Origin of the sequence: Mycobacterium sp. IS-2888 (genome assembly GCF_001954215.1) — a bacterium.
GTDB lineage: Bacteria > Actinomycetota > Actinomycetes > Mycobacteriales > Mycobacteriaceae > Mycobacterium.
The window spans coordinates 58,442-80,548 of sequence record NZ_MBET01000090.1 but is presented as its reverse complement, the minus strand read 5'-3'; the positions used below and the strand labels follow the sequence as shown (position 1 = coordinate 80,548).

Annotated in this window: 23 protein-coding genes; 17 read left to right on the top strand and 6 right to left on the bottom strand. The window is 65.6% G+C overall.

Features of this window, described 5'->3' with window-relative positions:
- Window position 1 precedes the first annotated feature (1 nt).
- The 6 genes from bphC (at window position 2) to A5745_RS16370 (ending at window position 5,261) form a co-directional block, all read left to right on the top strand.
- Window positions 2–925 carry a biphenyl-2,3-diol 1,2-dioxygenase gene (gene bphC, locus A5745_RS16395; RefSeq protein WP_076062083.1) on the top strand — a complete coding sequence of 308 codons (924 nt, stop codon included), beginning with the start codon at window positions 2–4 and terminating at the stop codon, window positions 923–925.
- Window positions 922–2,388, top strand: coding sequence for an FAD-dependent oxidoreductase (locus A5745_RS16390; RefSeq protein ID WP_076117334.1), 1,467 nt, complete (start codon window positions 922–924; stop codon window positions 2,386–2,388). Before bphC ends, A5745_RS16390 begins: the two co-directional genes overlap by 4 nt.
- A 135-nt stretch (window positions 2,389–2,523) precedes the next feature.
- Window positions 2,524–3,363, top strand: coding sequence for an IclR family transcriptional regulator (locus tag A5745_RS16385; RefSeq protein ID WP_076117332.1), 840 nt, complete (start codon window positions 2,524–2,526; stop codon window positions 3,361–3,363).
- Entirely contained in the window at window positions 3,360–4,277 is a 918-nt protein-coding gene (locus A5745_RS16380) for an alpha/beta hydrolase (protein ID WP_076117331.1), read from the top strand. Before A5745_RS16385 ends, A5745_RS16380 begins: the two co-directional genes overlap by 4 nt.
- Before the next feature lie 11 nt (window positions 4,278–4,288).
- The gene (locus A5745_RS16375; RefSeq protein WP_076117329.1) at window positions 4,289–4,636 is read left to right on the top strand and encodes a hypothetical protein; all 348 of its coding nucleotides are present in this window, start codon (window positions 4,289–4,291) and stop codon (window positions 4,634–4,636) included.
- The gene (locus A5745_RS16370) at window positions 4,629–5,261 is read left to right on the top strand and encodes a Dabb family protein (protein ID WP_076117327.1); all 633 of its coding nucleotides are present in this window, start codon (window positions 4,629–4,631) and stop codon (window positions 5,259–5,261) included. Before A5745_RS16375 ends, A5745_RS16370 begins: the two co-directional genes overlap by 8 nt.
- A 90-nt stretch (window positions 5,262–5,351) precedes the next feature.
- Here A5745_RS16370 and A5745_RS16365 read toward each other — a convergent pair whose 3' ends face one another.
- On the bottom strand, window positions 5,352–6,239 hold the full coding sequence (locus A5745_RS16365; protein WP_076117325.1) for an SDR family NAD(P)-dependent oxidoreductase: 888 nt from the start codon (window positions 6,237–6,239) through the stop codon (window positions 5,352–5,354).
- Window positions 6,236–8,164 carry an NAD(P)/FAD-dependent oxidoreductase gene (locus A5745_RS16360; protein ID WP_076117323.1) on the bottom strand — a complete coding sequence of 643 codons (1,929 nt, stop codon included), beginning with the start codon at window positions 8,162–8,164 and terminating at the stop codon, window positions 6,236–6,238. Before A5745_RS16360 ends, A5745_RS16365 begins: the two co-directional genes overlap by 4 nt.
- 102 nt (window positions 8,165–8,266) lie before the next feature.
- On the opposite strand from A5745_RS16360, the gene A5745_RS16355 reads away from it, so the two are divergent.
- The 8 genes from A5745_RS16355 to A5745_RS16320 all read left to right on the top strand — a co-directional run bounded on the left by A5745_RS16355 (window position 8,267) and on the right by A5745_RS16320 (window position 15,387).
- The gene (locus tag A5745_RS16355; protein ID WP_076117321.1) at window positions 8,267–9,859 is read left to right on the top strand and encodes an acyl-CoA synthetase; all 1,593 of its coding nucleotides are present in this window, start codon (window positions 8,267–8,269) and stop codon (window positions 9,857–9,859) included.
- Window positions 9,860–9,980: 121 nt separating this feature from the next.
- Window positions 9,981–10,460, top strand: coding sequence for a nuclear transport factor 2 family protein (locus A5745_RS16350; protein ID WP_076062100.1), 480 nt, complete (start codon window positions 9,981–9,983; stop codon window positions 10,458–10,460).
- The gene (locus tag A5745_RS16345) at window positions 10,457–11,293 is read left to right on the top strand and encodes an SDR family oxidoreductase (RefSeq protein WP_076062102.1); all 837 of its coding nucleotides are present in this window, start codon (window positions 10,457–10,459) and stop codon (window positions 11,291–11,293) included. Before A5745_RS16350 ends, A5745_RS16345 begins: the two co-directional genes overlap by 4 nt.
- Window positions 11,290–12,270, top strand: a complete 981-nt coding sequence (locus A5745_RS16340; RefSeq protein ID WP_076062104.1) for an alpha/beta hydrolase — start codon at window positions 11,290–11,292, stop codon at window positions 12,268–12,270. Before A5745_RS16345 ends, A5745_RS16340 begins: the two co-directional genes overlap by 4 nt.
- Before the next feature lie 48 nt (window positions 12,271–12,318).
- Window positions 12,319–13,395 carry a hypothetical protein gene (locus A5745_RS16335; RefSeq protein ID WP_076062106.1) on the top strand — a complete coding sequence of 359 codons (1,077 nt, stop codon included), beginning with the start codon at window positions 12,319–12,321 and terminating at the stop codon, window positions 13,393–13,395.
- A 13-nt stretch (window positions 13,396–13,408) separates the two neighbouring features.
- Window positions 13,409–14,194, top strand: coding sequence for an SDR family NAD(P)-dependent oxidoreductase (locus tag A5745_RS16330; RefSeq protein WP_076117319.1), 786 nt, complete (start codon window positions 13,409–13,411; stop codon window positions 14,192–14,194).
- 15 nt (window positions 14,195–14,209) lie between these two features.
- The gene (locus A5745_RS16325; protein WP_076062110.1) at window positions 14,210–14,782 is read left to right on the top strand and encodes a hypothetical protein; all 573 of its coding nucleotides are present in this window, start codon (window positions 14,210–14,212) and stop codon (window positions 14,780–14,782) included.
- The gene (locus A5745_RS16320; protein WP_076062229.1) at window positions 14,779–15,387 is read left to right on the top strand and encodes a PaaI family thioesterase; all 609 of its coding nucleotides are present in this window, start codon (window positions 14,779–14,781) and stop codon (window positions 15,385–15,387) included. The genes A5745_RS16325 and A5745_RS16320 overlap by 4 nt, the downstream gene beginning before the upstream one ends.
- Window position 15,388: 1 nt before the next feature.
- Here A5745_RS16320 and A5745_RS24890 read toward each other — a convergent pair whose 3' ends face one another.
- Both A5745_RS24890 and A5745_RS16310 read right to left on the bottom strand, forming a co-directional pair.
- Window positions 15,389–15,688 (bottom strand): ferredoxin, encoded by a 300-nt coding sequence (locus tag A5745_RS24890; RefSeq protein WP_076117317.1) that lies wholly within the window; start codon window positions 15,686–15,688, stop codon window positions 15,389–15,391.
- A complete protein-coding gene (locus A5745_RS16310) occupies window positions 15,688–16,824 on the bottom strand; it encodes a Rieske 2Fe-2S domain-containing protein (protein ID WP_076117468.1) in 1,137 nt (378 codons plus the stop codon). The genes A5745_RS24890 and A5745_RS16310 overlap by 1 nt, the downstream gene beginning before the upstream one ends.
- 102 nt (window positions 16,825–16,926) lie before the next feature.
- Between A5745_RS16310 and A5745_RS16305 the strand changes: the two genes are divergently transcribed.
- Window positions 16,927–18,624, top strand: a complete 1,698-nt coding sequence (locus tag A5745_RS16305) for a 3-ketosteroid-delta-1-dehydrogenase (protein ID WP_076062114.1) — start codon at window positions 16,927–16,929, stop codon at window positions 18,622–18,624.
- Window positions 18,625–18,632: 8 nt separating this feature from the next.
- On the opposite strand, the gene A5745_RS16300 is transcribed toward A5745_RS16305, so the two are convergent.
- Together A5745_RS16300 and A5745_RS16295 are read right to left on the bottom strand one after the other, a co-directional pair.
- The gene (locus A5745_RS16300; RefSeq protein ID WP_076117314.1) at window positions 18,633–19,907 is read right to left on the bottom strand and encodes an amidohydrolase family protein; all 1,275 of its coding nucleotides are present in this window, start codon (window positions 19,905–19,907) and stop codon (window positions 18,633–18,635) included.
- 94 nt (window positions 19,908–20,001) lie between these two features.
- The gene (locus A5745_RS16295; RefSeq protein WP_076062118.1) at window positions 20,002–20,691 is read right to left on the bottom strand and encodes a PadR family transcriptional regulator; all 690 of its coding nucleotides are present in this window, start codon (window positions 20,689–20,691) and stop codon (window positions 20,002–20,004) included.
- 111 nt (window positions 20,692–20,802) lie between these two features.
- On the opposite strand from A5745_RS16295, the gene A5745_RS16290 reads away from it, so the two are divergent.
- Window positions 20,803–21,675: an NYN domain-containing protein gene (locus tag A5745_RS16290; protein WP_076062120.1), complete on the top strand. Its 873-nt coding sequence runs from the start codon at window positions 20,803–20,805 to the stop codon at window positions 21,673–21,675.
- Entirely contained in the window at window positions 21,672–22,106 is a 435-nt protein-coding gene (locus A5745_RS16285; RefSeq protein ID WP_076062122.1) for a hypothetical protein, read from the top strand. Before A5745_RS16290 ends, A5745_RS16285 begins: the two co-directional genes overlap by 4 nt.
- The last annotated feature ends 1 nt before the right edge of the window (window position 22,107 follow it).

Sequence of the window (22,107 nt, the reverse complement as noted above, 5' to 3'; positions counted from 1 at the left end):
CATGAGCGACCTGAAAAGCCTTGGCTACATCACCATTTCGACCAACGACATCGATCGCTGGCGGCAATTCGCCTTCGGCGTCCTCGGATTCGCGGAAGGCTCCCCACCAAAAGGAGGAGGCCCCGATGCGTCCGCGCTGTATCTGCGCATGGACGAGCGCGCGGCCCGGCTGATCGTGGTGCCCGGTGAGACCGACCGGGTGCTCACCGTCGGCTGGGAAGTGCGGGACCACCCGGCGCTGCAGCGGGTCAAGGCCGCCCTCGATGGCGCGGGGGTTGCGTTCAAACAGCTGTCCACCGACGAGGCCGAGGCGCGCCGCGTGGAAGAGGTGATCACCTTCGAGGACCCGGCCGGCACCACGCTCGAGGTGTTTCACGGCGCGGTGCTCGACCACAGCCCGGTCGTCACCCCGTTCGGCGCGAAATTCGTCACCGGCGACCAGGGGCTGGGCCATGTCGTCGTGCCGGCCATGGATCCCAACGGGCTGTTCGACTTCTACACCGACGTGCTGGGTTTCCGTTCCCGCGGCGCGTTCCGGGTGCCCCTGCCGAAAGAGTTCGGCCCGGTGCGGGTTCGCTTCCTGGGCATCAACGAACGACACCACAGCCTGGCGATCGTCCCGGCCGCACATCAGCGCGACCCGCGGCTGGTGCACATCATGGTCGAAGTGGACACGCTCGACGCGGTGGGCCAGGCGCTTGACCGCGTCAACGCGGAGGGGTTCCAGCTGTCGTCCACCCTGGGACGCCACACGAACGACAAGATGGTCTCGTTCTACGTTCGCGCGCCCGGGGACTGGGACATCGAATTCGGCACCGACGGCATGCGGGTCGACGAAACGTATTACACCGCAGAGGAAATCACCGCCGACAGCTACTGGGGTCACCAGTGGGTCGGCGAGATGCCCGCGGCGATGCGGCTATGACGCCCGACACCGACGTCACACCCATTCCCGCCGCGTCGATCACTTCGTGGGACGACGAGGCCGACGTCGTGATCGCCGGCTACGGAGTGGCCGGCGCCGCCGCTGCGGTCGAAGCGGCCCGCTCCGGCGCCGACGTCCTGGTCCTCGAGCGCACCGGCTCGTGGGGCGGCGCGGCGGCTATGGCGGGTGGTTTCATATACCTCGGTGGTGGCACCGCGCTGCAAAAAGCTTGCGGCTTCAGCGATTCCGTCGAGAACATGGCGACGTTCCTCAACGTCGCGATGGGGCCGGGAGCCGACGAGGGCCGGATCGCCGACTATTGCGCGGGCAGCGTCGCCCACTTCGACTGGCTCGTCGGCTGCGGTGTGCCGTTCAAGGCGGAGTTCTTCTCCGAGCCCGGCTGGGAGCCGATGGGCGACCAGGGCCTGATGTACAGCGGCGGCGAAAACGCCTACCCGTTCAACACCATCGCCTCCCCCGCCCCGCGCGGACACGTCCCGCAGATGTCGAACAAGAAGCAGGGCGAGGCCAGCGCCGGCTACATGCTGATGAAGCCGCTCGTCGAGACGGCCACCGCAGCGGGCGCGCGCGCCCTCTACGACGTGCGGGTGCAGTCGCTGATCGTCGAGTCCGACGGGCGGGTGGTCGGCTTGCGCGCGCGGCAGTACGGCACCGAGATGGCGTTGCGGGCGCGCTCGGGCGTGGTGCTCGCGACGGGCAGCTTCGCCTACAACGACGCGATGGTGACGCGCTACGCCCCGCGGATCGCCGGACGCCCGGCCGCGTCGATCGAACAGCACGACGGGCAGGCGATCCGGATGGCACAGGCCCTGGGCGCGGACCTGGCCCACATGGACGCCACCGAGGTCGCGATCTTCATCGACCCGCAGCAGTTGGTGCGCGGGATCCTGGTCAACGGCCGCGGTCAGCGCTACGTCACCGAGGACACCTACCCGGGCCGGATCGGGCAGCTCACGCTGTATCAGCAGGACAACACCGCCTACCTGATCATCGACGGCGATGCCCAGGAGGAGGCGATGGCGTCGTGGTCACCGAAGTTCATGCTGCGGCCCGCGACGTGGGTGGCCGACAGCGTCGCCGACCTGGAACGCGACATGGGGCTGACGACCGGTTCGTTGCAGGCGACCGTCGCCGCCTACAACGACGGCGCCGCCCGGGGCGAGGATCCGCTGCTGCACAAGAAGCCGGAATGGGTGAAGCCGATCGGCTGCCCGGTCGGCGCGATCGACCTGCGCGAGAGCACTGGCGGCTTCACCCTGGGCGGCCTAAGTACCACGTTGGACGCCGAGGTGCTGCACGTCAGCGGTGAGCCCATACCCGGCCTCTTCGCCGCGGGGCGTTCGACCGCGGGTCTCGCCGCGTGGGGTTACGCCAGCGGGATCTCGCTCGGCGACGGCAGCTTCTACGGCCGCCGCGCGGGACGCTCCGCCGCCAAGGGCTGACCTGCGCTAATCCGTCGACTAACCCGCGTCAGGCGGCGCTTTTTCGTGTCTTGTGTGACAACAGCCACACGGGTATGGTACAGATATTCCTAATAGGAATATTCCAGCCAGTTATAGCACAACCCGAGGACACCGATGTCACGAGCCGACGCCGTCGCGACCGCCCAACCAACACCCAGTGCCGTTATCGACCGCATCTCGTTGGTGCTTGATGCGTTCGATGGACCGGGACGGCTGACGCTGGCACAGATCGTCCGCCGCACCGGCCTGCCGCGCTCGTCGGCGCATCGGATGCTCGAGCGCTTGGTGCAACTGCGCTGGCTGCGCCGCAGCGGCCGCGACTACGAGCTCGGTATGCGTTTGGTGGAGCTCGGTTCGCTAGCCGTACACCAGGACCGTCTGGTGCGCGCGGCCAGTCCGCTGCTGGGCGAATTGCACCGCGCCACCGGGCTTGTCGTACACCTTGCGGTCCTGGACGGACCCGACGTCGTCTATCTCGACAAGGTCGGCGAACCGATGAACGCCGCGATCCCCACCCGAGTTGGGGGCCGTCAACCCGCGCACTGCACCGCCGTGGGCAAGGCGATCCTGGCCTACAGTGACGAGGACACCGCCGTGGATCTGCGGGCCCGCAAGACCAAGTACTCGATCGTTAACAGCTCGCAACTGGCGATCGAATTGGCCAAGGTGCGCGCCCACGGTGTCGCATTCGAGCGCGAGGAGTCGCTGCTCGGATTCGGTTGTGTGGCAGCCCCGATCGGCAGCCCGGGTGAGGCGGTCGCCGCGGTGTCGGTGTGCGGTCCGATGAATCGCATGATGTTCGATCAGCGCCTGGCCGCCCCCGTGCGCATGACCGCGATGGCCGTGTGGCGCAACGTCGAGGACGGCCCGCAGCGGGTGGCGCCAACCCTGCAACCGCTGCGGCCACTGCGACTGGCGCGCTCCGCGCCGCGTCCCGCCCTGCAGTACGCGTGAGCCTCGATCCACAGATCGCGCCGCTGATCGAGGCGCTGGACGCCGGCTTCCCGCCGGTCCACACCATGACCGGTGCGCAGGCAAGGGCAACCATCCGCTCCCGCTTCGTGCCACCTGAAGAACTCGAGCCCGTTGCCGAGGTGAGAGACGAATCCATTCCGGGGCCCGGCGGCGACATCGCGGTGCGGATCTACCGACCCGACGGCGAGCACCTGCCGGTCCTCGTGTACGCCCACGGTGGCGGCTTTGTGTTCTGCGACCTGGAGAGTCACGACGGCCTGTGCCGCACTATCGCTAATCATGTTCCTGCCGTGGTGATTTCGGTCGACTACCGCCTGGCGCCGGAGCATAGGTGGCCTGACGCGGCCGAGGACGTCTACACGGTCGCCCGCTGGGCGGCCGACAATGCGGACGCGGTCGGCGGCGACGCACTGCGCGTTGTGGTGGGCGGCGACAGCGCGGGAGGAAACCTAGCCGCCGTCACCGCGGTGATGGCGCGCGATCGCGGCGGTCCCCCGATCGCGGGCCAGTTGCTCATCTATCCGGTGATCGCAGCCGACTTTAACAACGAGTCTTATCGCTTGTTCGGCAACGGTTTCTACAATCCGAAGCCGGCGCTGCAGTGGTATTGGGATCAGTACGTTCCGGCGCGTGCCGATCGGGAACACCCATACGCGTCGCCCCTTCGGGCAAACCTGGCCGGTCTGCCGCCCGCAGTCATCGTCACTGCCGGTCACGATCCACTTCGTGACGAGGGCAACGCCTACGCCGACGCGCTCGAGGCTGCGGGTGTGATCACTGTGCGATGCCCCTTCGACGGCGGCATCCACGGGTTTATGACGATGTCGATGCTCGATATAGCTCACGAAGCCCGTCGGGAGTCGTGTTCGGCACTGGCTCAACTGCTTCGCTGAAAGGTCGGACCATGGCTGACGGTCGGATATTCGTCATCGACACAGTGGTGACCAAGCCAGGATGCGCCAGGACGTTCGTCGACACCTACCTCGCCGAGTACGCGCCCGGTGCCCGCTCCCGTGGGATGACATTGCGCGACATCCTCGTCAGTCCTCCGATCTGGTCCAATGATCTCTCAAATACCGTCACCATCAGCTGGACGCTGCCGAGCGCGCAGGCATGGTGGGAGATGACCTGGAAGGGTCGGCCGGACCCGGCGCTGGGCGAATGGTGGTCTCGGATCAGCGAATTGGTCACCGAGCGGTCGCGGTCTTTCGCCGCCGCAGCCGACGACGTCGATGGCCTCTGCGATGTATAGCATCACCAGGCTCATCGACATCGCCGAGGAAGAGCGGCCTCGGGTGCTGGCGGCCGTGCGTTCGGCGGCGGAAGCGACTCCCGCACTACACCGTCTCGTCGAGCCGACAATGCCAGGGTCGCGCAACGGGGGTGACGTCCTGGTTCACTTGAGGTTCGATTCCCGAAGTCAATGGCTCTCGGCCGCAGATGATTTCGCTGCGGTGCTGCACGATCCCGGGATTACGCGAGTCAACGGAGCGACTTACCCCGGTGTTCCGAACCACAACGGCGGCGACCCGGGAACCGTCTATCGCGCCCTGTTGTTGCGGGTAGCGCCAGATACCGACGCCGCCACAGCTGCACGTTTCGAAGACGAGCTGTCCCGGATGCCTCACTACATACCGGCCATCAGAGCGTGGCAGCTGAGCCGCGTCGACGATGCAATCGGGGCCTCGTCATGGACGCACGTGTTCGAGCAGGAGTTCAGCGATCTCGACGGACTGATGGGTCCCTACCTGATGCATCCGATCCACTGGGCGGTGGTGGACCGATGGTTCGATCCGGAATGTCCTGACGTGATCGTACGCGACCGGGTGTGCCACAGCTTCTGTCGATGCAACGCGCCCTTGCCGACTGGCTGCTGAAGACGCTGAGCGATCCGACGTGGGCGCGGTTGGCCTTGATCCGCTCTGTCAGGCACCACGTCCCGTAGGCATGTTTCTTTATCTTTCGGGCTATAGCCCGGCGGGGAGGATATTCGGGTTAGCAGATGCCGGCGGTTCCAGCGGCTTCAGCTCCGACCTACCGTCGAGGCTGCGCACCGGCAGCCCGTGTGACCACGGGTAGTGCAGGCTGAAGGCCACCAGGCCGGTGCGTTGCGCGGCCGGCAGATGGCACATCGCGAGCACCGTCTCGGCCAGATACTCGACCGGCTCGGTAAAGAAAGTCTCCGGGATCAACTGTGCCGCACCAGGTGTGCGGACGGCCGCCGACGGGCCGACGCAGTTCACGGCGATGTTGGCATCAAGCAACTCCGCAGCGACGCCCTGGGTGAAGCGATGCAGTGCGGCCTTGCACGACGCGTAGATGACGTCACCGGAGGTTTTGTTGTACTCCCGGTACGGCCGCACCGGTGCGAGCCCGGTGACCGAGCCGATGTTGACGATCCACCCGCCACCTTGTCTACGCATATGTGGCACCGCAGCTTTGGTCAAAACGAACGGCGTCCGCAGGTAGTGCTCGATGGTCCGGTCGAAGGTTTCCAGCGACATGTTCTCGATCACCGAGTAGTCGGCGAAACCGGCGTTGTTGACCAGGATGTCGATGCGGCCGGTGCGCTCCAGCACCGCGTCCACCAGGCCATCGCGCGCCGCGCCGTCCTCGAGGTCCGCGGTCAGTCCGAAGGCTGATCCGCCAGCCTCTTCGATCAGGGCGACGGTCTCATCGATGGTCCCCGGTAGCGCAGAGGTGACCCCGGCGCGGATGGACTGCGACGGTTGGTAGGCGCGCGCCGTGACCGCGACGGTCGCGCCTTCCGCGGCGAGACGCTGGGCGATTGCGCGTCCAATGCCGCGGCTGCTGCCGGTGACCAAAGCCGTCTTGCCCATGAGCAATTGACTCATCGCAACGTGAAATCCTCTTCGATCGGCGCGCGATGCTGATGCCAGACGTCGACCAGTCGATATGGCGTCGCCACCACCACCCGCCCCGATCCCGACCGGTAGTAGGTGTGCGCATTCGGCGTGTGGCACCACACGGTACCGCTCATCGTCTCGTCGATTTCCGCAACGTAGTCCTCGTAGGCCCGCTGAGTGACTTCGATAGTGTCGGCGCCGCGGAGCGCCATCAACTGCAGGCATTCGATGATGTAGTGGGCGAGCACCTCCATTGAGAAGTTCGCGCCGGCGCCGTGACCGGGGCTGTAGTTCGGTGCCGACATGGTGAACAGGTTGGGGAAGCCGGGTACGGTTCCGCCGCGGTAGGCACGGGGACTTTCGCCCCATTCATCTGTCAGCTTCTTGCCGTCACGGCCGCGGATGTCAATTGTGGACAGGAAGTCCAGGTAGTAGCCGGTGGCATAGATGATCACGTCGAGGTCGATCTGCCGACCGTCCTGTGTGACAATGCCTTTCGCGTTGACCTCGGCAGGTTCGCTGGCCTCCACGTCAACATGGTCGCGCGTCAACGCCGCATAATACCCGCCCGGGTCGCGGATGATCCGCTTGCCGTATGGCGCGAAATCCGGCGTGACCTTTTTGGCCAGCTCCGTGTCTTTGCCGAAGGTCTGCTCGATGTACGCCAGGCACATCTGCAGTAGCACGTCGTTGGCCGCAGAGATGGACAAGTGGTCCTTGGCCCACTCCGGGTCCTGCAGGATGACCGGGTAGTTGTTGTCGGCGGTTCCCCAATACGATTTGAGCCGGTTCCAATTCGCGTAGTACGGCAGGTGGCGCCCGAGGTAGCGCCGATGCGCGGGGACCTCGTCGGTGGGACGTTTGCGTGGCGCCACCCAGTGCGGCTGACGCTGGAACACCGTCAGGTGGTCCACCTGGTCGACGCACGCGTCGACGATCTGCACCGCGGTGCACCCGGCGCCGATGATCGCCACCCTTTTGCCGGTGAGATCCAGCGAGGAATCCCACTGGGCCGAGTGAATACTGATGCCCGCGAACGTTTCTCGACCCTTGACATCGGGCCAGCGCGGGCGGTTGAGGTAGCCGGCCGCGGTGATCACTACGCTTGCGTAGCTGATGTCACGGTGGCCGTCGGCATCAACCGAATGGATCTGCCACTGGTTCCGATCGGCGTCCCACCACAAGGCGTCGACCTCGGTGCGGAACCGGGTCCGCTCGCGCAGCTTGTATTTGTCGGCAAGCGCCACCAGATAGCGTTGATATTCCGCGCCTTGCGGATAGTAGCTGCTCCAGTCGGGGTTGACCTCCCAAGAGAGCGAGTAGTACGCCGACGGTGTGTCGACGCCGATGCCCGGATAGGTTGTGGTCAGCCAAGTGCCGCCGACCTCCGCGTTGCGGTCGAAGATCTCGTAGGACACGCCCTCACTGGCGGCGGCCAGCGCGACGCTGATCCCCGCGATGCCCGCCCCGATGATGGCGATTGTCACGGTATCGGGGATCGGCACCGTGCGCGGCAACGTCGGCTGCGACCGCTGGAAGCCGCCCTGCTCGAGTAGGAGGTCCACCTGCTCGTCCTCGACTTCCGAACCCAGCGCGATCGGCAGCAATCGGGCGAAGAAGTCGCGATCGTCGGCGGCCACCGCATCGGCTCGCCGCGGCTGACCCAGCGCGTCGATGACGGCGTTCACCAGCGCCTCGCCAGTATCGGGGTCGGTGACACCGGCCCTTTCGGGCGGGTCAGGAATGTGCGAGATTTTGGGCGCGTACGTCTCGATCACCGAGGGGTCTCCGGTGAGCTGGGCCAGCACCGCGACCAGGACGCCAGGGTCGGCCTGCCGCAGGTTGTCCCGCAGTTCGCCGGGGTCGGGAACGCCGGGGCCGGTGGGCGACGTCGATTCCGTGGCGGCGGTCATGCCATCGAGTATCGAGGCGGACGGTTGGGTCGCGCGGCGATCTGTCTACTCAGCGGGACACGAGGAGACCTGCGGCGCCATCGCGAGCATAGCCTCCGACGCATGGACCGGGTGCACTTCGGCGAGCGGGTGGACATCGCCATCGCGCGGGCCCGTAGTCATTCGCTCGGCGATATTCCTCGCCGGTCGGCCCGCCGGCAACCGGACAAGACTGCGATCATCGACGGGGATGTCGAACTGACCTTCGCCGAGTTCGACCGTCTCGTCGACAGAGCGGCGGCGGCGTTGCGCGACAACGGCTTTGCACCTGGCGACCGCGTCGCGTTGCTGGCGCACAACTGCTGGCAGTACGCCGTGCTGGCATTCGCGACCGCGCGCGCGGCGGTGGTTCTGGTGCCGATCAACTTCATGCTTACCGCCGAGGAAATCGCCTTCCTCCTTGGCCACAGTCGAGTCAGTGGATTCATCGTCGAAGCGGAGCTCATGCCCGCGGCCGAAGAAGCGATGCGACTGGGCGGCTCAGTCACGACGAAGGTTGCGCTGCTGCCGGGCGGGCGCACGGCTGCAGCGGGCTGGGAAGACTTCGCAGATTGGTTGATGAGTACCGCCGCGGCCCCCAACCCGCGCATCGACGACGACCAGCTCGTGCGGCTGATGTACACCAGTGGCACCGAGTCGCGCCCGAAGGCGGCCATGCATTCCAGCCGCAGCCTGATGTGGCAATACGTGAGCACCATCGTCGCCGGGTCGATGTCCGGTGACGACATCGAGATCCACTCGCTGCCGCTTTACCACTGCGCACAGCTGGACAACTTTCTGGCCACAGATATCTATCTCGGCGCTACCAGCATCATCCTCCCGCGTCCGGACCCTGAACTGGTCCTGCGCACCATCGCACGCTACGGCGTGACGAATTACTTTGCGCCACCGACGGTATGGATCAGCCTGCTGCGTTGCCCGGTCTTCGACGAGGTGGATCTGTCCAGCCTGCGCAAGGGGTACTACGGCGCCTCGGCGATGCCCGTCGAGGTCCTCAACGAGATCCGCACGCGGCTACCCAATCTGAGTTTGTGGAACTTCTACGGGCAGACCGAGATGGCGCCGCTCGCGTCAGCGCTCGGACCGGACGAACAGGACGCCCACGCGGGTGCCGCCGGCCGCCCCGTGGTCAACGTGGAGACGTCGATTCTCGACGACAACGACATCCCGGTGGCCACCGGTGTCGTCGGCGAGATCGCTCACCGCAGCCCGCATTTGATGCTGGGCTACCTCGACGATGCCGAACGGACTGCCGAGGCCTTTCGCGCCGGCTGGTTCCATTCCGGCGACCTGGGCTACTTCGACGAGCACGGCCTGCTGCACGTCGTCGACCGCAAGAAGGACATGATCAAAACTGGTGGCGAGAACGTGGCCAGCCGCGAAGTGGAGGAAGTCTTGTACCGGCACAGCGGGGTCCAGGAAGTCGCGGTATTCGGCTTGGCGCATCCGGTCTGGATGGAAGCCGTGGCGGCGGCGGTGGTGCCCCGCAATGGAGTGGCCCTGACCGAAGAGGACCTGGTCATCCACTGCCGGGAGCACCTGGCCGGGTTCAAGACGCCAAAACGCATTTTCTTCGTCGATTCACTGCCGAAGAATCCCAGCGGCAAACTGCTTAAACGCGAACTGCGCGAAGGCTTCAGCCTTACTCAGCAGTAAGCGGGCCGATTCTAGACTTCCACTCGGCCCGCACTTGCGCCGGACGCTGACGCCAGTACGGTGTTCCACTGACCGGGCATCCGCGGTGTCATCAGGGCCACACCAGGGTTGACTCGCCGACATGAGCAACGACGTCACGCTGCCGGAACTGCAGGAGTTCATCGGCAGCTTCTGGTACCACTACGACGAAGCGCACTACGACGAACTCGCCGCGAGCTACGCCGAAGACGTGCACTACCTGACCCGCAGCGATTCGGGAGCCAGCCCGTTCGAAGATTTGATGTCACCCGAACTGCGCGGCCGCGATGCAGTGATGGAATGGCTGTCGGAACATCGCAAGCAGAGCCCGTACCCGCTCCGCCACCACGCCACCAACGTGCACCGCACCGGAACCGACGGTGACGTTACCCGCGCGCGGTTCTATATCCTCGTCAACCAAATCGCCAACTTCGTACCGTTCGCGGTGTCGAGCGGTGTCGTCAACGTTGGCGTCCGGCGCGAGGCCGCCGGGCTGGTGTTCACGGAGATGGACGTCGTGCTCGACGCCACCGACTCCGTCCTGCTGTCGGAGCTCGCCGCCGACAGCGCCACAGGTTCGTGAGCGCGCGCGCTACATTCTCCGACGGCGTCGCCGTCATCACGGGGGCCGGCGCCGGGATCGGCGCGGGCTTGGCGCGATATGCCAGCGGCCTGGGCATGGCCGTGGTCCTGGCCGACATCGACGCCGTTGCCATCGCCGCGTTGCGCGGCGACCTTTGCGCCGCGGGCGGCACGGCGATAGACATCGGGTGCGACGTGCGCGACCCCGATGCCGTCCAGGAACTCGCCGACCGTGTCTACCGCGACGTCGGCCCGGTGCGGCTGCTGGTGAACAACGCAGGCATCGAGCAGTTCGGCTACCTATGGGACACCCCAATAGCCAACTGGCGGCGCGTCGTCGACATCAACATCAGCGGCGTCTTCCACGGTATCCGCGCATTTCTGCCGAAGATGATGGCCACCGACGAGGAAGCCTGGGTGTGGAACCTGTCGTCGGTCGGTGCAGTACGCGCAATTCCGTTGCAGGCGCCCTACATCATGAGCAAACACGCGGTGCTCGCGTTGACCGAATGCCTGCATCTGGATGTTCAACTGGCCGGGCACGGCCACCACATCCACGTCCAGGCCGTGCTGCCCGGCGCGGTGGTCTCCAACATCTTCGAGGCGGCCGGCGGAGTCGACCCTGACGCCAGCGATGCCGGCGCCGCCGAGGCGCAACGCTCCGCCATGCTGGACATCAAGGCCGCGGCCATGGATCCGCTTGCGGCCGCTGAGACGTTATTCGAGCAGGCCGCCGAGGGAAGGTTCTATCTACTGACCCAGCAAACCGTCGCATCGGCCATGGCAGACCGCGCGAATGTGCTTGCTGCACAACGACCTCCGGTGCTGAGGTGACGCCGGAACTCGATCCCGACGCCGCCGCGCGAGTGGCGTCCTTCGGAGCAGTACCACCGATGCGCCAGCGCGGATTGGCCGCGGTGCGAGCCGCGGTCGAATCCGCGCCACTGCCCGATGAAATGCCCGCGATGGCCAGCATCGGCGATGTGACGATACCCGGCCCCGCCGGATCGATTTCTGTCCGGATCTACCGTCCCACAGACGATTCCGTTCTGCCCGTGCTGGTCTACTTTCATGGCGGTGGGCTCGTCATGGGCTCCAACCACTCGTTCGAACCGCTTGCCCGCGAGTTGGCGTCGGCGTCGGGCGCCACCGTCGTGGCCGTGGACTACCGGTTGGCGCCAGAGTCGCCGCCCCCCGCGCAGTTCGACGACGCCTACGCCGCCACCGAGTGGGTATCACGGAACGCACGCGGCCTCGGTGTCGACTCCGGCCGCGTTGCGGTAGTCGGCGACAGCGCAGGCGGGTCGCTCGCGGCCGCGGTTGCGTTGGCCGCACGCGACCGTCGCGGGCCGGCGATCTGTGCGCAGGTGCTGCTGTACCCGGGCCTGGATCGCGACATGACGGTCCCGTCGATCATTGGGCTGCCTGATGCACCGCTGCTCGCGCGCGACGACATCGACTACATGCATGCCCTCGTCGACGGCAACGCCGGTCCGCCCCGCGACCCGTACCTGGTCCCGGCCTACGCGTCCGATCTGTCCGGCCTGCCGCCGGCGATCGTGGTGACTGCGGGCTGCGATCCGATCCAGGACTGGGGTGAACGTTACGCGGTCCGGCTCCGAGAAGCCGGCGTCCAGACCACCACGACCCGTTATCCCGGCATGTATCACGGCTTTCTTATGCGCTCTGACGCAACGGCGCGGGGCCGGCTGGCCGTCGCCGAGATCGGCGCCCTGCTGCGAGCGAAGTTCGCGCACCCGATCCGATTCGACGTCCCGATCACCGGACAGGGCGCCGCCGCGGGGCACTGACGCCGCGCACAATCACGCCAACGCAGAATTGGCAGAAGGAGACAGCTGATGCTCAGCGACGAGCGACGGATGGAGCTTTCCGACGTGTTGCGGCCAGCGGCACCCCCTCGCGAGATCGACAACGTCTACACCGAAGACCAACGCGAACGCCTGCTCGATGTCGTGCGTACGGAGGGCCCGTGGAAGTTGATCATTGCGCAACACTTCGCGTCCCCCGAGGAACTGATCGCCACGATGAGCGGCGCCTTCCCCGAAGGCTTCGAGCCGTCGCTGGACCTGTTCATCACGCCCACCTTCCGCGGCTACCTCGCCAACTATGGCGCGGTGCTCTACCCGCAACTGCACGATTGTTTCTACAACGCGCGGTTCCTGGAGATGGCCAAGAGCTATTGGAACGCGCAATACGCCAAGCCGCAGCTGATGCTGTTCAACATCAACGGCCCATGTGCCAATCGCGATCCGGGGCATCTGGATTCACCGAGCTTCCGCGGCGTGCGATACGAGAACGCGCCGACATGGCTCACCAGCGTCATGGGCAAATCGGGCCTCTTCCAGGATTACCTGATCAAAATGGCGCAGGTAATTACCTGGTTTTCGTTGGATGCCGGCAGCGGCTTCACCTATTGGCCAAACGGTCCGCTGCAGCCGCCGCAGCGAGTCCTGCCGCCAATCAACAACCGCGGCGTGGTCGTACAGAACGAGATGATGGTGCATCGCGGCGAGGCGAACGGGCCACTCGATCAACAGGTTCCGGCCGGCTTGGCGTTCGACACGGTTTTCACCGGTGATCCCGAGGACCGCGACCATTGGTTGCTGAAGAACGGCGGCGACGTGATCGCGCGCCACCACACCGACGAACTGCGGTTCCTGGTGCACTGGTCGGCAGAGGTGTTCTCGGATTTCGACGAGCTAAAGAAGAACATGGAGGGCTCGGACGACCTGACCCCCGAGCGGGCCATCGACATCATGGTCAAGGATGTCAATGCGCGGGGCATAAAACTTGCCATGCCGGACGACCCGCTACACGACCCGGAGTTCATCCGCACCCTGAACGCGGCCTACGACCTCGGCGGTCCGTCGAACTATCCGCACGAGGCGCCGCTTAGCGCCTTCCAGCCGGCGTAACGAAAGGTCCTGCATGCTAGATCGATTCGACGGCCGCAGAATCATCATCACCGGCGCGGGCTCGGGCATCGGGCAGGCCACCACGCTGCGACTGCTCGACGAGGGCGGCACCGTCGTGGGATATGACGTTTCGCCTGACGGCCTGGCCATAACCACTGCGGCGGCAGAGACGGCAGGCACGGCCAAACGGCTGAGCACCGAGATAGTCGATGTGTCAGCCGAAGACACGGTCGTCGGCGCGGTCAGCCGTGCCGTCGACGATCTGGGCGGCCTCGACGTTCTGGTCAACGCCGCTGCCATTCAGCGCTGTGCCAACACGCATGAGCACACGCTGGACGATTGGAACCGCACGTTGGCGGTGAACTTGACCGGCACGTTCCTAATGATCCGCCAGGCGTTGCCGGCCCTGCTGGAATCCGGCCGCGGTGTGGTCGTCAACTTCACCTCCACCGCAGCGTCTTTCGCGCACCCCTACATGGCCGCCTATGCCGCCAGCAAGGGTGGAGTGTTGTCGCTGACGCATTCCTTAGCTCTTGAATACTCCAAACAGGGGCTGCGCGCCGTCAACATCCAACCGGGCGGCGTCGCCACCGCGCTGGCGCTGAGCACATTGGACAAGATGCCCGCCGGCTACGACATCGGCTTGTGGGCCAAGCAGACACCGTTGCTGCACGGGAGAGCCGACGACATCCTCGGCGACCCGAGCTCCGTCGCGTCGGTGATCGCCATGGTGGCTTCCGACGACGGTGCGTTCATCACGGGCACCGAGATCCGGATCGACGGCGGCGCGCACGCCTGAGGACCAAGTAGGGAACTGATGGTCACGAGTATTCACATCAGCCGGACCGGCGGGATCGCAACCGAGCGAGCAACCCGCGCTGATGACGAGTATTTGCGATATCGACTTGACGTGTTTGCCGCCGGCGCCGCCGACGTCGTGCAGTCCGCCGGAGGTTGGCTGTTTGACCGGGCCAGGGCGGGTTGGTCGGTGTCGGTGTTGATAGCGCGCGGCTGCGATACCCGACCGCTACGAATCCTCGGGCTGCAGGCTTTGGACCTCAACACGAAATCCGCGTTGGAGTTGGTCTCGACGGCGAGCCGTATGCCGGGGCACAGCTTGGCGGTCAGCGCTGAGGTCCTCACCGGGGATGTTCGCATCCGCGACACAGTGTTCGAAGCCCTGGACCACCAGCCGACCGAAGTGGCGCTGTGGGGTGAGGGGTGGCCCAGCGGGGTCAATCGCACGATGGCCACGGTCCAACACGTGCTAAGCCCGGCGGCGCGGGTGTTCAAGGGCTATGCGCTTGCGGCGGCCGGCAGCCCTTGCGACTCAGTCGATCCGATCGAGACGCTGCTGTGCGACGGCGATGAACGGTGGCGCACATGACTGACGCCCTCCACGAACGACTGACGGCGTCGGTGCGACGGCTCATTGACGTCACCATTCGCAGCGAGGCCGACGAAGGCACCGTGGCGCAGGCCTTGGCTCTGGTCGAGCAAACCGTCGAGCTGCTGAGCACGCGCCTCATGCCTGGATCGTTCGGTGTGCGCACCAACCCCGACGGTGAAAACGTGGTTTGGGGCAATGTGGCCGTCGGGCTGCGTAACCCGATCGCTCCGCCCCTAGTCATCCAGCACGACGAGGCGGGCGGCGTTCATGCCGACGTGCACCTTGGCGCCGGCTACGAGGGGCCGCCGGGCCACGTGCACGGCGGGATGTGCGCTCTCATCCTGGACCATGTCCTGGGCGCGACGGCACACCAACCGGGTAAACCCGCCTACACGGGCACCCTCACGGTGCGCTATCTGCGCCCCACCCGGCTAGGTGCGTTGCGAGCCGAGGCGCGGATGGAGCGGATCGATGGCACCAAAACATATGCGGTCGGGCAACTCCGTAACGTCGACGGCGTCTCGGTGGAAGCCGAGGGCGTATTCATCACGCCACGAGAACACAAGGGCGTGGACGGGTCGCAATCCCCGCCAGCGCCGTAAATTACAGTGACACCCTTGCTATTTCATCCACGATAGCTAAGTCGCCGTGTCGCACCGCCTCGGTTATCGACTCACTTAGCGCTAAGCACGCCAGGAACACACCATGGCCGTGCGCAGATATCTTCTGAGCTTCGGCACGCTCGGCGCAACGCGCCGTCGCCTCGGCGTTCCACTGCACATTGGTCTGGTTCCAACTGCTCTTGCGGGCCGACACGCGCGCGCCGCAACTGCGGCACACGACTGGCATCATTGGCATTTCGTCGAGGCGATTGTCGTGCTGGACAGACGGATCAAGCCTCATCAGATCGAACCGGCTCCCTGCGCCGCCATGTTGGCCTCGATCTCTTTCATCCATGCCTCGTAGGGTCGGGTGGTGTCCAGCTCAAACTCGAAGCGGTCCACCATATCTGGTTGCACATCGGCGACGTCGACGTAGAACTGCTGATACCAACGCCGCAGCTGGTAAACCGGGCCGTCCTCCTCGACCAGCAGCGGGTTGTCGATGCGCGCCTTGTGCCGCCAGATCTCAACATCCTGCTCGAAGCCCAGCTTCACGAAGTCGCCGAGACTGATCGCCGCCTCCGTGGCCTGATCGCCGGGCAACGTGTCCGTTTTCTTCACGATGATGCCGTATTGCAGCACAAAAGAATTCGAGTCAATCGGATAATGACAATTGATCAGGATCGTCTTGGCATCGCCGTGCTGATAGTGATAGGTCAGGTCGTCGATCATGAAGGACGGGCCGTAGTAGGACGCAACGGAGGTGGTACCAAGCATCTGCGCCCCTTCGGCGCTCCCCAGATCGGGTCGGCTCCCGCCGTTCATGTACTGCGTCGCCACGTGCCCCTCGAAGATGTTCTTGAAATGCGTGGGCAACGAGCCGTGGATGTAGAAGAAGTGCGCCATATCCACTACGTTGTCGATGATTTCGCGACAGTTGCTATGCACGACCGTGGTGTACCAGTGCCAGTCGGTCCAGTCGTCGCTGGTGGCGCCCTCGATGCGCGGGATGGCGACTTCCGGCGGCGGCGGTTTGCGCTCGGGGTCGTTCCAGACGAACAACATGCCGTCCTGCTCAAGCGTGGTCCACGCTTGTGTGCGGGCCAGTTTTGGTGCGCGCCTGCTGTAGGGCACCTGCTTGCAGCGGCCGTCGCCGCCCCAACGCCAGTCGTGGAACGGACACGCGATCTCGTTGCCCTTGACCTCGCCCTGCGAGAGATCACCGCCCATGTGCCGGCAGTAACCATCGAGCACACTGATCTTGCCGTCGCCGCCCCGGAAGACGACAAGCTTGTGGCCGAACGCGTTGATCGCGTGCGGCTTGCCGTCACCGAAATTTCTGATCAGGCCCAGGCAGTGCCAGCCGCGGGCGAACCGGGTCGGCGCGGCGTGCGCTTCAATAAGCCGAACCGGGTCGGCCTCAGTCTGCGACGTCATCGCCATGATCTAACTCCCCCGGCCCGACCCGTGGCAGCCGCTTGTTCCACTCATCAGGACGGCTCTTCCTGCGTCGCGCCGCCCCGGCCTACCGTTCTCCCCGTGACTGCGCACGGCACGACCATCCCTGCGGGACTTCCGGTGGCCGACACAACCGTCGATCTCTTAATTGTCGGCTCAGGCACGGGCATGGCCGCAGCGCTGGCGGCCCATGAACTCGGGCTGTCCGTTCTGATCGTGGAAAAGTCCTGCTACGTGGGTGGCTCGACGGCGCGGTCCGGTGGTGCTCTCTGGCTCCCCGCCTGCCCCGTGCTGCGGGAGGCCGGCGCCGACGACACCACGGAGCGCGCCAGTGCCTACCTGGATTCGGTGGTCGCAGGATCGGCGTCCCGGCAGCGTTCGTCCGAGTTTTTAGCGCACGTGTCCGCAACGGTCGAAATGCTGCGCCGAACGACCCCCCTACGACTGTTTTGGGCTCGGGACTACTCCGACTACCACCCCGAGGAGCCCGGCGGCAGCGCGGCAGGCCGCACCTGCGAATGCCGCCCCTTCGATACCTCGGTTCTCGGCGAGTACCGCGCCCGGCTACAGCCCGGCGTGATGGAATCGAGTGTCCCGATTCCCACGACGGGCGCCGACTACCGCTGGATGAACCTGGTTGCACGCGTACCGCACAAGGGCATTCCGACGTTCGGCAAGCGACTGACGCAAGGCGTCGGCGGGCGGCTGCTCGGCCGGCGTTATGCCGCCGGCGGCCAGGGCCTGATGGCCGGGCTGTTCGCGGGTGTGCTGGGCGCCGGTATCGCCGTGTGGACCGACACCGCGCTGCTGCGTCTCACCGGTGACGGCGACCGCGTGACCGGCGCTGTCGTGGACCATGACGGACGCGAGGTGACCATCACCGCCCGGCGTGGCGTGGTGCTGGCTACCGGTGGTTTCGACCACGCCATGGATATGCGGTGGAAATTCCAGTCGGAGTCGTTGGGCGCCAACGTGAGCCTGGGCGCGAACACCAACACCGGCGACGGGATCCGGGCGGGACAAGAATTGGGCGCGGACCTCGATCTGATGGATCAGGCATGGTGGTTCCCCGCCGTCGCGCCGCTGCCCGGTAAGGCACCCGCCGTGATGCTGGCCGAGCGGTCACTGCCGGGCTGTCTGATCGTGGACCAGAACGGCCACCGGTTCGCCAACGAGTCGGCGGACTACATGTCCTTCGGCCAGCGGTTGCTCGAGTTGGAACGGACCGGAAGCCCGGTCGAAACGATGTGGATCATCTTCGATCAGCAATACCGCAACAGTTATGTCTTTGGTGCCGTGCTCTTTCCGCGGATGCGGATTCCGCAGGCGTGGTACGACGCCGGCATCGCGGTGCGCGCCGACAACTTCAGCGCCTTGGGCGAGCAGATGGGTGTGTCGGTATCGGAATTCTTCCAGACGATGACTCGCTTCAACCAAAACGCCGCTGCCGGTGCGGATCCCGACTTCGGTCGGGGCCGCAGCGCCTACGACCGCTACTACGGCGACCCGACGATCAAGCCGAACCCCAACCTGCGTCCGTTGATCAAAGGCCCGTTCTACGCCGTGAAGATGGTGCTGTCCGATCTGGGTACCTGCGGCGGCCTGAGAGCAGACGAGCGCGCGCGGGTGCTGCGCGAGGACGGCGGCGTCATCGCCGGGCTGTATGCGATCGGCAACACCGCAGCCAATGCGTTCGGCACGACCTATCCAGGCGCGGGCGCGACCATCGCGCAGGGGCTGGTGTACGGCTACATCGCAGCCCGGGACGCCGCCGGATAGTTGTACTGCTAATTGCGCTCCGGGGCCAGACGCTTCAGGGCCAGCCCGCCTTCGAACGGCCGGTACCCGAACGCGGCCGGCGCACGGTAGCCGGTGTCCTCCAGCGGCGAGTGCACCTCGTTGACGGTCGGACCGATCTTGGCGGCAACCTGTACCAGCGCGTCGAGGTCGAAGCGGTAGAGGCGTCCCGCGTTGCCGCCCAGGATCTTTCGGCAGTCGTCCTCGGACCTGTCGTGCAACGCCCAGCGGATGGCCAGCTTGGACTGGGGCGCGAAGCCCTCCTCGTGGGGATAGTCGCTGCCCCACATGATGTGGTCAGCCCCCATGAAGTCGATCATCGCGGAGTCAAACGGTGCCAGCTCGCTGGCCAGGTAGCAGTTGCGCTTGGCGTATTCGCTCGGGGTCATGGTCAGTGCGTCGACCGACGACCCGCCGAACATCCCGTAGGTGCGGTTGTGAGCCTCGGATTTCATGGTGGGCACCATGGCGTCGAGCATCGCCAGTTGCGGAGGAACCCACAACGTGCCCTGCTCCGTCGGCACGAACCGCAGCGTCGGGTACCGCTCGAAAACCCCGGCCAGGATCAGGTGGCCAAGCGTGCGTTGGGCCCACAGCGCCATCTCGGTGATCAGGACCGCGTTAGACGCTGGCTGGTCCATCGGCATCTCGGGGCTACCGGCTCCCGCATGCTGCACCACTGTCAGGTCCAGCTCGGTGCACAGTGCCCAGATCGGCTCGTAGCGGGTGTGGAAGAGCGGGGCGACCTGAGGGTCACCGGGGGAAACCGGGGGGATGAGCACGCCGCCGAAACAGTCCTGCTCCGCTCCCCAGCGGATCTCCTCCAAAGCCAGCTCGACATCGTTGGGAAAGATCTGAATCAACCCGCGGCGACGGTCGGGGGCCAGCGAACAGAAGTCGATCTGCCAGCGATTGTGGGCCTGCACTCCGGCCCACCGCTTCTCGAGATCGTCGCGGGTCCGGGGCAGGCTGATGGTGATGTTGGGAGTGGTCGGAAAGAACGGCGGGACCGTGTTCGGTAATAGCACCTCGGCGGCTACCCCGTCGGCGTCCATCTCGGCGATCCGGAGATCGTGATCCCAGTTTCGGTCTGCAGTTGCGATGATCAGGTCGTCGAAGGGGCTGACGTATTCCTTGGCCCAGGCATCAAAGTCGTCGTGCAAGCGGGCGGGCAGATACTGCCTGTAGTCATGGAGATCCGCCCCGGCGTGGGTGTCCGTCGAGATGACGACGTAGCGATCGATCGTGTCCCAGCTTGCAGCCATCGGTCCTCCGTTGTTGCAAATGTACTCGCTAGGTTCCGGGCCGGGCGAACCGCTAGCGAGGGCTCATCTCAGTGAGCGGGACACTTCGGATCGGCTAGTCCGCCGCGCGCTTGGCCTCGACCTGCTTCTCGACCTCACGCCAGTAGCCAGGCGTAGGGCGGGGTCTTCCGAAACCACCCTTTGCGGCCTTCGCGATGATGGCGTCGGCCTCGTCGATGTCCTTCATCAGTTCCAGTGCGAACTCACGCTCTGCCGCATAGTATTTCGCCGCCCAACGCAAGGCGATCACCGAATACGCCCAGGCGGGTTCCGCCTCGGCCCCTTCGGCATCCTCGATCGCTTTGCGATGCCGGGATTCCGCGTACGCCACGTGCTCCTGCAGCAACTCCTTGAGCCGAGCTGGGTTACTGAGATGCCCGAACGTCACCCGCAGCAACACGCTGTGCTTGAGCACCGGCGGGTCCACGGGCGCGTCGTTGGTCCAGTCGGTGACGGCTTCCATCCCGGCCGGGGTGATCTTGTAGAGCCGACGGCTGCGGGTACCCTCGTCGCGTTCGACGCGGGATGTCACCAGTCCCAGGCCCTCGAGCTTCTTTAACTCTGTGTAGATCTGGCTGTACGACGGGCTCCAGTAATAGAGGTCGACGCTCCAATCGATCCACTTTTTGAGGTCATAGCCAGAGACTTCCTCCTCGTAGGACATCATGCCCAGCAGTGCCCAACTGGTAGCGGCGAGTGCCGCCTTCGTCGGGTTCTCGCTGGCAGGATCCGTCTCGGAGTCCACGCCGCCAGGTTAACAACACAGAACGGAACTTTGCGCGACACTGACCGCTGGCCGGGACACCAGCGATGATGGCGGCTTCACCCAAGTTGATCCGTATGGTTCGCTGGCACCATGACCGACTCCGGCCCCACCCGCGTTGCGGTCTACCTCGACTTCGACAACATCGTGATCTCGCGGTACGACCAGGTGCACGGGCGCAACTCATTTCAGCGCGACAAAGCCAAAGGGCTGGACAAGGAGCGTCTCGAGCTCGCGGCCGTCGACATCGGCGCGGTGATCGACTTCGCCTCGTCGTTCGGCACTCTCGTGCTCACCCGCGCGTACGCGGACTGGTCCGCCGACGTCAACGCCGCCTACCACGGCCAGCTCGTGGGCCGCGCGGTCGATCTGGTCCAACTGTTCCCCGCTGCCGCCTACGGCAAGAACGGCGCCGACATCCGGCTGGCCGTCGACGCCGTCGAAGACATGTTCCGGCTTCCCGACCTGACCCACGTGGTCATCGTCGGCGGCGACTCGGACTACATCGCCCTCGCCCAGCGCTGCAAACGCTTGGGCCGCTACGTCGTCGGCATCGGCGTGGCGGGCGCCAGCAGCCGCTCGCTGGCCGCCGCCTGCGACGAGTTCGTCACCTACGACGCGCTCCCCGGGATACCGACCGTCGCCGCGTCGGCCCCGAAGAACGGCAGGCGCGGCCGAAAGACCAACGCGTCCGAGCCCGACGACGAACCGGCGCCCGCCGACCCGCAAGCCGCCGCCACCGGACTGCTCGAGCGCGCGCTGCGCATCGGCCAGGAGAAGGACGACGCCGACTGGCTGCATAACTCGGCGGTCAAGGCCCAGATGAAACGGATGGACCCGTCGTTCAGCGAGAAGTCCTTGGGGTTCAAGTCATTCAGCGACTTCCTGCGCTCGCGAAGCGATCTCGTCGACCTCGACGAGAGCAGCACGACGCGCATGGTGCGGCTGCACACCGACACCGCATGAGCAACATCACGCCTACCGCAGTGAAGATCACGCTCGCCGGGATCGTCGCGACGGGCTGCTGTGCGGGAATCCCCGCTGCCGCCGCCGACGACCCGATCTGTTTAGCCGACGTGTGCGCCTTCTATTCCCCGTCGCACAACATCAGCTGCGAGATCGATTACCAACGCGGCGCCGGCATGCCCGACGAGGCCTATTGCCAGACCATGTCGCCGCACCACTCCGTGCGCATGGATCCCACCGGCGCGTTCACGGTCTGCACGGGTGAAACCTGTTTGGGCAACCCGGGATTGGGCCAGGCAACGCTCCCCTACGGCCAAACCGCCGGCATCGGCCCGTTCAGCTGCCGGTCGGAGGTCAGCGGAATCACGTGCACGGTCGCGTCGGGCCGCGGCTTCACGATCTCCAGCTCGGGAATCACGCCCGCGGGCTGAC

Bases quoted from the DNA above. Each gene is read 5' to 3' on its own strand.
- A5745_RS24890 (WP_076117317.1), bottom strand. From the start codon at position 15,688: ATGAGGCTTGATCCGTCTGTCCAGCACGACAATCGCCTCGACGAAATG.
- A5745_RS16365 (WP_076117325.1), bottom strand. From the start codon at position 6,239: ATGAGTCAATTGCTCATGGGCAAGACGGCTTTGGTCACCGGCAGCAGC.
- A5745_RS16375 (WP_076117329.1), top strand. From the start codon at position 4,289: ATGGCTGACGGTCGGATATTCGTCATCGACACAGTGGTGACCAAGCCA.
- bphC (WP_076062083.1), top strand. From the start codon at position 2: ATGAGCGACCTGAAAAGCCTTGGCTACATCACCATTTCGACCAACGAC.
- A5745_RS16385 (WP_076117332.1), top strand. From the start codon at position 2,524: ATGTCACGAGCCGACGCCGTCGCGACCGCCCAACCAACACCCAGTGCC.
- A5745_RS16360 (WP_076117323.1), bottom strand. From the start codon at position 8,164: ATGACCGCCGCCACGGAATCGACGTCGCCCACCGGCCCCGGCGTTCCC.
- A5745_RS16300 (WP_076117314.1), bottom strand. From the start codon at position 19,907: ATGGCTGCAAGCTGGGACACGATCGATCGCTACGTCGTCATCTCGACG.
- A5745_RS16320 (WP_076062229.1), top strand. From the start codon at position 14,779: ATGACTGACGCCCTCCACGAACGACTGACGGCGTCGGTGCGACGGCTC.
- A5745_RS16330 (WP_076117319.1), top strand. From the start codon at position 13,409: ATGCTAGATCGATTCGACGGCCGCAGAATCATCATCACCGGCGCGGGC.
- A5745_RS16290 (WP_076062120.1), top strand. From the start codon at position 20,803: ATGACCGACTCCGGCCCCACCCGCGTTGCGGTCTACCTCGACTTCGAC.
- A5745_RS16310 (WP_076117468.1), bottom strand. From the start codon at position 16,824: ATGACGTCGCAGACTGAGGCCGACCCGGTTCGGCTTATTGAAGCGCAC.
- A5745_RS16390 (WP_076117334.1), top strand. From the start codon at position 922: ATGACGCCCGACACCGACGTCACACCCATTCCCGCCGCGTCGATCACT.
- A5745_RS16355 (WP_076117321.1), top strand. From the start codon at position 8,267: ATGGACCGGGTGCACTTCGGCGAGCGGGTGGACATCGCCATCGCGCGG.
- A5745_RS16370 (WP_076117327.1), top strand. From the start codon at position 4,629: ATGTATAGCATCACCAGGCTCATCGACATCGCCGAGGAAGAGCGGCCT.
- A5745_RS16335 (WP_076062106.1), top strand. From the start codon at position 12,319: ATGCTCAGCGACGAGCGACGGATGGAGCTTTCCGACGTGTTGCGGCCA.
- A5745_RS16285 (WP_076062122.1), top strand. From the start codon at position 21,672: ATGAGCAACATCACGCCTACCGCAGTGAAGATCACGCTCGCCGGGATC.
- A5745_RS16350 (WP_076062100.1), top strand. From the start codon at position 9,981: ATGAGCAACGACGTCACGCTGCCGGAACTGCAGGAGTTCATCGGCAGC.